Consider the following 9,405-nt stretch of genomic DNA (forward strand, 5'->3'; position numbering starts at 1 on the left):
CGCGCCGGTTCTGTCGGTGCCTTCTGCCAGGCTCGATTCGGGGGCAGCTCAGAACGATGATCTTCTGCGGCGCTCCACTGCCCAGCGGCTTCGTTGGGTGGCGCGGTGATCTGTCCGTGTAACTCTCCGGCGATCTTCGACGTCCTCCGGGCATGCGGAAGATCCTCTTGCTGCTGGCCGTGCTGGTGCTGGTCGCCGGGTGCGGCAACGTCGAGGGTTCGGTGAGCACGCCGGGGTTCCTGCCTGTGTCGGCGAGCATCACGGTCAGCGACCACAAGGTCGAGTTCAAGGGCGAGGTGTCGATGGCGACCCCGCTGGGCGAGGTGAGCATCGGCGTCACCATCGGTGAGCCGATCGACGACGACAAGATCCGGGTGGTCTTCCGCGACCACCACCGGCTCGGCGGCACCGACCAGGTCTTCGACGTGCGCACCGGTGGCGACGAGTTCGAGGCGGTGCTGGACGGGCGGACCGTGGTGACTGTGCGCGACCACCAGGTCGTCATCGACATCACCGACTCGTCGGTCACCGAGGTCAGGTTCCGACCGACCGAGGCGTCCGCGCGGGCGGGTCAGGGCTGGTGGGCGACCACGTTCTACCACCCGTTCGACCTGTTCGACTGGGCTTACAGCGACGCGACGATGACCGACTGGCCGCCGCTCGGGTTCATCTGGTTCCTGGTCCGGCTGGTTTTCGCGCTGCTGCTGGCCGTGCTCGACGTCTACCTGACGCTGGTGTTCGTGCTGGCCTGGCTGGTGTCCCTGGTCGGCGGCAACACCGGCGGCAACATCACGGTCGGCCTGTGCGCGCTGGTCACGATCTTCGCGATCGGCGCGTTCGTGACCAGCGCCTAGTCGACCGCCCAGGTGAGCGCCAGGTTCTCCTCGTCGGGCCGCGGGCTCCAGCGCACCGAGGTGATCTCCGTCTGCTCCGGCACCACGTACACCGTGTGCCCGCTGGCGATCTCGCCCGGCTGCACCCCGATCCGGTGCGGCGGCCGCGACGACAGCGACACCGGCGCCTTCGAGATCGACTGCCCGTCCGGGCCGACCAGCACCAGGTACAGGTCCGGCAGGGTGGAGAACGGCACGGAGCCCCGGTTGGTCAACTCGGTGTGCACCACGATCGACCGCTCACCCGGCTGCAACCGGTACCCGGCCGCGGTGAACAGGTAGTCGGCCGGGTCGACGACCTCGACCAGTTGGATCGCCAGCCGCTCGCCCTCCAACCCGGAGGTCTCCAACACGGCGCCCACCTTGCCCTGCCGGGACGCGCTCGACCGGACCGCGGGCTGAGTGCGGTCCATCGGCCCACCCGCCGCGGGCTGGTCGCCCCGCGCCCAACTCGACGACTGCGGCGGCCCCCACGTGCTGATCGGTTCGCTCGCCGCCGGGAACGGCTGGCTCGGCGGACTCGCCTGGTACACCGGCGACTGGAACGGCTGGCTCGGCGGGCCCACCCGCACCGGCCCGCTCGGCGGCGGATACCCCTGCTGCGCGAACGGATCCGGCGCGTACGGCTGCTGCTGGACCGGTTGCATGGGCTGGACCGGCTGCTGCTGGTAGGGCTGCCCGTACTGCTGCTGCGGCGCGTACGCAGCCATCCTGGCCAGCGCGGCGCGAACCCCGTTCGGATCACACTCGACCCCGACGAGCAGGGGCAGCCCGGAGCCGGAAAGCGCCACCAGCCGCGCCGCCGCCTCCCGCGGGTCGATACCCACCCGCGCGGCCACCTCGTGCACCGCCGCCCTGCCCACCTCGGCCACCACACCGAGCAGGCGGGCGTCAACCGGATCCGTCACTCCACGGACGCTACCCGGTCGCCGGTGGCCCCGCCCCGGAAGCCGTGGCCAGACACGATGATCTTGGCCCTCGGTGATCACCCGCTCACGCAGGCGGCCCAGCCCACACCGCCGGATGCCACCGATCTCAGGGGCACAGGTACTTGCGCACCGCGACGAGGATCTTCTTCGACTTCTCCGGCCCGAACCCCTCCGGGTGATCGGCCGAGGTGAACCGCTTCTGCACCAAGTCGACGAGCTTGTCCTCGGTGAACCCCTGCTTCACCGAGGAGCACTGGTCCCGGCCGCGGCTGACCACGCGGTCCGGCTTCCCGTCGACGATGTCGGGGTCGATGGCGGTCAGGTCACGAACGTAGGCGTCCGCAGTGGCCGCGTCCGGTTTGGTCGGTATCCCGGCCGCGGAGATGTCGGCTGCGGAGGCGGTGGCCTGCGCGCTCGCTGCGCCTTGCTCGCTCGGCGTGGTCGGCACGGGCGACACGGTGTGCGTGCTACCGCATCCGGCAGCGACCACCAGCGCAGTGACGATCAGTATCCGATGTCTCACGTCACATAATGATCGCTATGGGGTTGCTGACCGTTACGACCGACTGGGCCGTCAGTAGTCCGCTTCCAGCACGGCCAGCGCGGCGGCGAGGTCGGCGGGGTAGTCGCTGGTGAACTCGACCCACTGGCCGTCGGACGGGTGGTGGAAGCCCAGCGAGCGGGCGTGCAGCCACTGGCGGCTCAGGCCCAACCGCTTGGCCAGCACCGGGTCTGCGCCGTAGGTGAGGTCGCCGACGCAGGGGTGGCGCAGGGCGGAGAAGTGCACCCGGATCTGGTGGGTGCGGCCGGTCTCCAAGTGGACGTCCATGAGGGACGCCGCGCGGAAGGCCTCGATCGTCTCGTAGTGCGTGATGCTCGGCTTGCCGCCCGCGACCACCGCCCACTTGTAGTCGTGGCGCGGGTGCCGGTCGATGGGGGCGTCGATGGTGCCGAGACTCGGGTCGGGATGGCCCTGGACGAGCGCGTGGTAGCGCTTCTCCACGGTCCGCTCCTTGAACGCCCGCTTCAACACCGTGTACGCGTGCTCGCTCTTGGCGACGACCATGACGCCCGTGGTGCCGACGTCCAGCCGGTGCACGACGCCTTGGCGCTCGGCGGCGCCGGATGTCGACACGCGGATACCGGCGGCGGCGAGACCACCGATCACCGTGGGCCCGCTCCACCCCGGACTCGGGTGCGCCGCGACGCCGACGGGCTTGTCCACCACCACCACGTCGTCGTCCTGGTGCAGGATCACCAGTCCCGCAACGGGAATCGCCTTCACCTCGACCGGGCGGTCGGGCTCGGGCAGCGTGACCTCCAGCCACGACCCGGCCATCAACCGGTCGGACTTGCCCGCGGGCTGACCGTCGAGCAGCACGTCGCCCGACTCGGTCAGCGCGGCGATCACCGTGCGGGACAGGCCGAGGAGCTTGGCCAGGCCGGCGTCGACCCGCATGCCGTCGAGGCCGTCGGGGACGGGGAGGGTGCGCGAGTCGCTCATTCCGCCTTGCCGCCCTTGCCCTTGCGGGTCACGGTCCCGTCGTAGTCGCGGCCGAGCAGGGCCATCAGCACGATCAGCACGCCGCCGACGCTGATGCCCGAGTCGGCGACGTTGAAGACCGGGAAGACGTCCGCGTTCGGCGCGAACACCGAGATGAAGTCGATGACGTGGCCCTGGAACACGCCGGGCGCGCGGAACACCCGGTCGGTCAGGTTGCCGAGGGCACCGGCGAGCACCAGGCCCAGCCCCAGCGCCCAGCCGATCGACCGCAGCTTCGGCATGATCCACACGATGGCGACCACCACCGCCGCCGCGATCAGGGTGAACAGCCAGGTCATCCCGGTCGCCATGGAGAACGCGGCGCCGGGGTTGCGGATCAACTGCAGGTAGACCAGGCCGCCGAGCACCTTGATCGGCTGCTCGCCCGCCAGGTTCGCCACCACGATGATCTTCGTGACCAGGTCCAGGGCGTACACGAGCACGGCCGCGACGACCAGGATCAACCCCCGCCGCGGCGGAAGCGCCGCACTGACCTCGGGTTCGACCGGGTTCTCGACCTGGTCGTCGTCGCTACGCTCGGTGTTCACCGACCCATTGTCCACCGGCCCATTGTCCACGCTGAGGGCGCCCGCTCTCTTACCTGGGCCTCGCGCTCTTACTCGGCCAGGAACGACGGCAGCGGACGCGCGTCGTCAACAGGCGCCCAACGACCGTCGACCACCGCGTACTCCACGGCTGGACCGTCGGCGACCAGGGCGTGCAGGGCGGCGATGAGGCGGTCGATGTGCTCGGGGCGGGTGCCCAGGCCGACGCTGACCCGAACCGCGCGGTCCTCCCCCGCGTCCACGCGCTCCAGCAGGCGGCGGGTGGCGATGTGGGCGCAGAAGGCGCCGTCGCGGACCCCGATGCCGTGCTCGGCGGACAGGACCGCGGCGACCAGACCGGCCTCGACACCGTTGACGGTGAAGCTGACGACGCCGACGCGGTCGTGGTCGTCACCGAAGAGGCTCAGCGCGCGCAGACCGGGGACCGTGGCCAGACCCGCGCGGAGGCGGTCGAGCAGTTCGCGTTCGTGGGCGACGACGGAGTCCCAGTCGGCGGCGAGGGTGTCGCAGGCGACGGCGAGGGCGTGCGCGCCGACGACGTTGGGCGAGCCCGCCTCGTGCCGCTCGGGTACGGCGGCCCAGGCGACGCCGAGGCGGTCACCGTGGTCGACGACCTGGGCGGTCGCGCCGCCACCGACCAGGTACGGCTCGGCGGCCTTGAGCCAGTCGGCGCGGCCGATAAGAGCGCCGGACCCGAACGGGGCATAGAGCTTGTGCCCGGACAAGACGACGTAGTCGACGTCGAGGGCGCGGATGTCGATGGGCCGGTGCGGGGCGAGCTGGGCCGCGTCCAACACGACTCGTGCGCCACACCTGCGTGCGACAGCGCTAAGAGCGGCGACCGGCCACACCTCGCCGGTGACGTTGGAAGCCCCGGTGAGCACTACGAGCCGCGGCCCGACCGGGGTGGCCTGCAACGCCTCTTCAAGAGCGTGGACCGCGTCGTCCGCGTTCGCCGGAGTCTGCACCCGGCGCACAGACGGCCCCCGCCACGGCAGCAGCGCGGCGTGGTGCTCGGTGTCGAACAAGACCACCGACGTCGCCTTGGGCAGGGCCTTGGCCAGCAGGTTAAGACTGTCCGTTGTGTTGCGGGTGAACACGACCGTGTCGGTCTCACATGCCCCGACGAACCGGCGCAGCACCCGACGCGCCCGCTCGTAGACCTTGGTGCTGACCTGCGAGGCGAACCCGGCACCCCGGTGCACGCTGGCGTACCAGGGCAGCAGTTCGTCGACCGCGTCGCGCACCGCGTCCAGACAGGGGGCGCTGGCGGCGTGGTCGAGGTTGGCGTAGCCGACGCGGGTGCCGTCGACCAGCGGGACGACGAGCCGGGCACCGGCCACGGTCGGCACCGGGATCTGCTCCGCGCGGGCGGCGGGCACGGGGGAAAGGGCGAGCGTCATCAGCCGACTCCTGGGTCCGGGACCCTGGAATGACTTCGGCGGGTCCGCGCTTGTCCACCCGCACCTCGCGGGCAGACCAGGTACTCACCCGGGGCACCCCACCGCGGAGGAGGGTTGCCGGCCAACGAGCCGGGGCTTGACGCTGGCACTCATTACCTTGTCGAGAACCCTATCGGACGCGTCGCCGCCCAATCGAGGGGGTGCGACCCAGGTCACCCCTCGCCGGTCTCCCCGCGCCACTTCGCGAACCGGCCCGCCCGGTCCACGGCCCGGATCCGCCGCTCGGCCGCGGCCCTGGCCTGCTGGGTCGCCACGATCAGCACCTGGTCACCCTCCTGCAGCCGGGTGTTCGGCCCGGGGGTGAACCCGCCGCCGGACCGGGCGACCAGGCTGACCGTCGCGCCCGGCGGCAACCGCAGTTCCGACAGGTAGACGCCGTGCAGCTTCGACCCGTTCGGGATGCCGACCTGCAGCAGTTCGGCGTCCAACTCGTCCAGGGTGGCGACGTCGACGTCGACCTCGCGGGTCCGGGCACCCTGGTCGAGCCGCAGCACCTTGGCCAGCACGGCGAGGGTGCCGCCCTGCACCAGGGTCAACACGATCACCAGGACGAACACGGCGTCGACGAGCCGCTGCGCGCCCGGCACCCCCTGGGAGAGCGGGATCATGGCCAGCACGATCGGCACCGCGCCGCGCAACCCGGCCCAGGAGAGGAACACCTGCTCGCGCCAGGGCATCTTGAACGGCAGCGTGGCGATCACCACCGACAACGGCCGGGCGATGAGCGTCACGACGGCGCCCGCGACCAGCCCCGGCACCAGCGCGTCGAGCAATCGGTACGGCGAGGCGAACAGTCCCAAGAGGACGAACAGGCCGATCTGCGCCAGCCAGCCCAAGCCCTCGGCGAACGACACCGTGTCCGAGCGGTGCGGCAGCTTGAAGTTGCCCAGCACCAACGCGGCCAGGTAGGTGGCGAGCAGACCCGAGGCGTGCACGCTCTGCCCGCACGCGAAGGCCAACACACACACCGCGACCGTGGCGAGCGGGTAAAGACCGGTGGCAGGTAGGGCTGCCCGGCGAAGGCCGTGCGCGCCCAACCAGCCCAGGACCAAACCGATCGCGGCACCGGCGGCGAGCTCGTAGAGCGCGGTGACCGACAGCAGCCAATCGACCTTGTCGGACGACGCGAGCACGACGACCGCGATGTAGCTGGGCGCGTCGTTGATGCCGCTTTCCAGCTCCAGCGACCCGACCAGGCGCCGGGTCACCGACAGTTGGCGCAGCACGCTGAACACGGCGGCCGCGTCGGTGGAGGCGAGCACGGCACCCCACAGCAGCGCGTACCGCCAGTCGAACCCGAGCAGCCAGTGCAAGCAGGCCCCGGTGACCCCGATGGTCACCACTACGGCCACAGTGGACAGTGCGATGCCGGGCAGCAGCGCCGGTCTGACCTCGGTCCACCGGGTGGTCAGGCCGCCCTCGGCGAGGATGAACACGAGCGCGGCCAGGCCGAGCGACTGGGTCAGCTCGGCGTTGGAGAACTGGATGCCCAGGCCCGCCTCGCCGATGAGCAGCCCGATCCCCAGGTACAGCAGCAGCGACGGCAGGCCCAGCCGGACCGACACGCGAACCGCGAACACCGCCACCAGCAGCACCGCCGCGCCAATGCCCAACGCGAAGGTCAGGTCGTGCACGCCACCTCCCGCTCACTCGCCCAGCAACCGCTCCAACACCGCCCCGCCGTCCGCGGGTGGCGGATCGATCTCGACGACCTTGTCCCGACCGCGCTCCCCGGAGACGATCACCACGTCCCGACCGCGCACACCGAACGCCGCGGCGACCGCCAGCCGGACCGCCTCGTTCGCCTTGCCCGCCACCGCGGGCGCGGTGACGGCGACCACCAGCACACCGCCGCCGGTACCACTGACACCGCCCGCCGCGCCACCGACCGGCCCACCACCGTCCCAGCGACCGCCGACCGCGGTGCGCCGGGCACCGGGCCGCACCCGGACACCGAACCGGAGCCCCACCGCACCTCCGTCCACAGTGGACAATCGGCGAATCGGCCAACCCCCGGAGGGTATCCCGCGGCCACTGTACCGAGGCAGCCGGGTCGTTCGTGGATCAACGAAAGGATTGTGGACGAACGCGGCGAATGTGGACAACCCGCGTCATGGGGCCAACCGACCGGCCCGTTCGGACCATCGGCCGTGCTGATACACCCAAATGGACCAAGGAATGCTGCTGCATCACTCGTAAGGACCCACTGTCCACCACGGAAAGTTGCGCTGTGCACTTGCGTGATCACGGGTCTAGCATGGGTCGACCGTCGCACCGGACCGTCCGCAGAAGGAGGTGCCCGCCCCGCCCCCGGCCCCGTGCCGGGTCCGCCGAGTGGGCCGCCAGATGACCGCACACCGTTGGAGCGTCGACACCCCCGACCGGTTGGGCACCCAGGGCCTGTGGGCGGCCGCGCAGGCTCGGGCCCGGGAGTTGGACCGGGACATCCTGGCGGTGGCCGCGCTCGTCGCGCTCACCGGCTTCGCCGTCGTCCTGCGGGTGGGTGCCGCCGCCGCGCCGGTGCAGGCGGGAGAAGGCCGTGGCGTGGCGCAGACATACGGCGTGGACGCCCTCGGCACGCTGCTCGACCCCAGCGCGTCCCCGTTGGCCTGGCTGCAAACCGGCGGCTACACCGCCCTCACCGACGCGTTCGTCCGGCACAGCACAGCGGTCGGCGCGGCCCGCGAACCGATGATCGTCGTGTCGGCGGCCACCTCGGTGTTGCTCTGGGTGCTCGCGCGCCGCATCGGCCTGTCCCGGCTGACCGCCGCCGCCGCCATCGCCACGATCGCCGTCTCCCCGATGGCCCTGGGCCTGCAATTGGGCACCAGACCGGAGAACGTCGCCGTCCCGTGGGCCCTGGCCGGGGTGGCGGTCCTGTGGACCCCGCACCGGCACCGCAGGCTGTACTCGGACCTGTGGGCGACCGCGTTCCTGGTGATCGCGGTGATCACGGCGCCGATGGCGTTCCCGTTGATCATCACCGCGGCCTGGCTCGTGTGGCGCCGCGGGCGTCGAAGACTGTCGCTGATGCTGTCGTCGTTGTTCGTGCTTGGCACCGGAATAGGCATGGGCGTGTCCACGGCGTTGATCGGCCTGCAGATCGCGACCGAGGGCCCATCCGCCACGGACTGGTTCGCCCAAGACACAGTCTTCGCTGTCGCAGCAGTCGGTGCCGCCGTCCTTACCTTGTTCTCTTACCGCTTACGTCCGTTGGCAGCGGGCGTGCTGGCGTTGTTCGCGCTCGCCGCAGTCCCAGGAGGCCCGGACACAGCGGCGTTAGCGGTCGCGGTAGCCCCCGCAGCACTTCTTGTCGCGGGCGCTGTCGAACGCGCGACCCGCTTCCAACCCCGCGAGTGGACTTGGCACAAGCCACTGCGCGTCCCCACAGCCTTGTTAGCGGCAACCATGGCCGCCGCCACCCTCCCCACCTGGATCGACGGCCTCCGCGCACCCAGCACCGACCCCACCCCCATCGCCGACGCGGCCCACTGGCTCACCGAGAACCTCCCCACCACCCCCGTCGTCACCGACGGCACCACCTGGGTCGACCTCCTCCGCGACGGCCGCCCACCCACCGCCACCACCCGCGCGATGGATTGCGCCGCCACCTGCGTGTCCCAGTCCTGGCTGCTCGTCACCCCCGCCCTCCGCCTCGTCTTCGCACACCGCCCCACCCTCACCACCGCGGCGGCGACGGCGGAAACCGTCGCCATCTTCGGCACCGGCGACACCCGCGTCGAAATCCACCGCCCCACCACCGACGGCGAGGCCGAAGCCGACGAACACCAAGCCCGCGTCCAAGCGGGCACCCGCATCGCCACCTCCCCCCACATCGCCGCCCCCACCGCCGTCACCGAAACCCTCCGCGCGGGCCGCACCGACCCCCGCCTCCTCACCACCCTGTCCACCCTCGCCGCCACCCAACCCATCCGCGTCACCGCCCTCCCCCCCATCCCCGGCGAAGACGCCGCCAACCAACCCCGCCGCCAAGCCGTCCTCACCACCCCC

General features: G+C 71.3%; 9 protein-coding genes and 1 riboswitch. Of the genes, 2 read left to right on the forward strand and 7 right to left on the reverse strand.

Annotated elements, in window-relative coordinates:
- Positions 1-152 precede the first annotated feature (152 nt).
- Entirely contained in the window at positions 153-854 is a 702-nt protein-coding gene (locus H504_RS0116610) for a hypothetical protein (RefSeq protein WP_026423685.1), read from the forward strand.
- On the opposite strand, the gene H504_RS0116615 is transcribed toward H504_RS0116610, so the two are convergent.
- From H504_RS0116615 to H504_RS0116645, 7 genes are all read right to left on the reverse strand, one after another.
- The gene (locus H504_RS0116615) at positions 851-1,801 is read right to left on the reverse strand and encodes an AsnC family protein (protein WP_026423686.1); all 951 of its coding nucleotides are present in this window, start codon (positions 1,799-1,801) and stop codon (positions 851-853) included. The genes H504_RS0116610 and H504_RS0116615 overlap by 4 nt on opposite strands.
- Positions 1,802-1,928: 127 nt before the next feature.
- Positions 1,929-2,270: a hypothetical protein gene (locus H504_RS0116620; protein WP_211239343.1), complete on the reverse strand. Its 342-nt coding sequence runs from the start codon at positions 2,268-2,270 to the stop codon at positions 1,929-1,931.
- 126 nt (positions 2,271-2,396) lie between these two features.
- A complete protein-coding gene (locus H504_RS0116625) occupies positions 2,397-3,326 on the reverse strand; it encodes an RluA family pseudouridine synthase (protein ID WP_026423688.1) in 930 nt (309 codons plus the stop codon).
- On the reverse strand, positions 3,323-3,913 hold the full coding sequence (gene lspA, locus H504_RS35490) for a signal peptidase II (RefSeq protein WP_051385948.1): 591 nt from the start codon (positions 3,911-3,913) through the stop codon (positions 3,323-3,325). Before lspA ends, H504_RS0116625 begins: the two co-directional genes overlap by 4 nt.
- Before the next feature lie 68 nt (positions 3,914-3,981).
- The gene (locus H504_RS0116635) at positions 3,982-5,334 is read right to left on the reverse strand and encodes an aminotransferase class V-fold PLP-dependent enzyme (protein ID WP_026423689.1); all 1,353 of its coding nucleotides are present in this window, start codon (positions 5,332-5,334) and stop codon (positions 3,982-3,984) included.
- A 41-nt stretch (positions 5,335-5,375) separates the two neighbouring features.
- Positions 5,376-5,491, reverse strand: a riboswitch (SAM riboswitch).
- 55 nt (positions 5,492-5,546) lie between these two features.
- On the reverse strand, positions 5,547-7,028 hold the full coding sequence (locus H504_RS0116640; protein WP_026423690.1) for a potassium/proton antiporter: 1,482 nt from the start codon (positions 7,026-7,028) through the stop codon (positions 5,547-5,549).
- A gap of 12 nt (positions 7,029-7,040) precedes the next feature.
- The gene (locus H504_RS0116645) at positions 7,041-7,364 is read right to left on the reverse strand and encodes a DUF167 domain-containing protein (RefSeq protein WP_026423691.1); all 324 of its coding nucleotides are present in this window, start codon (positions 7,362-7,364) and stop codon (positions 7,041-7,043) included.
- Between the two features lie 376 nt (positions 7,365-7,740).
- On the opposite strand from H504_RS0116645, the gene H504_RS43655 reads away from it, so the two are divergent.
- Positions 7,741-9,405: MFS transporter (locus H504_RS43655; RefSeq protein ID WP_026423692.1), on the forward strand; the 1,665-nt coding region annotated here is incomplete at its 3' end.

This window comes from Actinokineospora inagensis DSM 44258 (assembly GCF_000482865.1).
Classification (GTDB): domain Bacteria; phylum Actinomycetota; class Actinomycetes; order Mycobacteriales; family Pseudonocardiaceae; genus Actinokineospora; species Actinokineospora inagensis.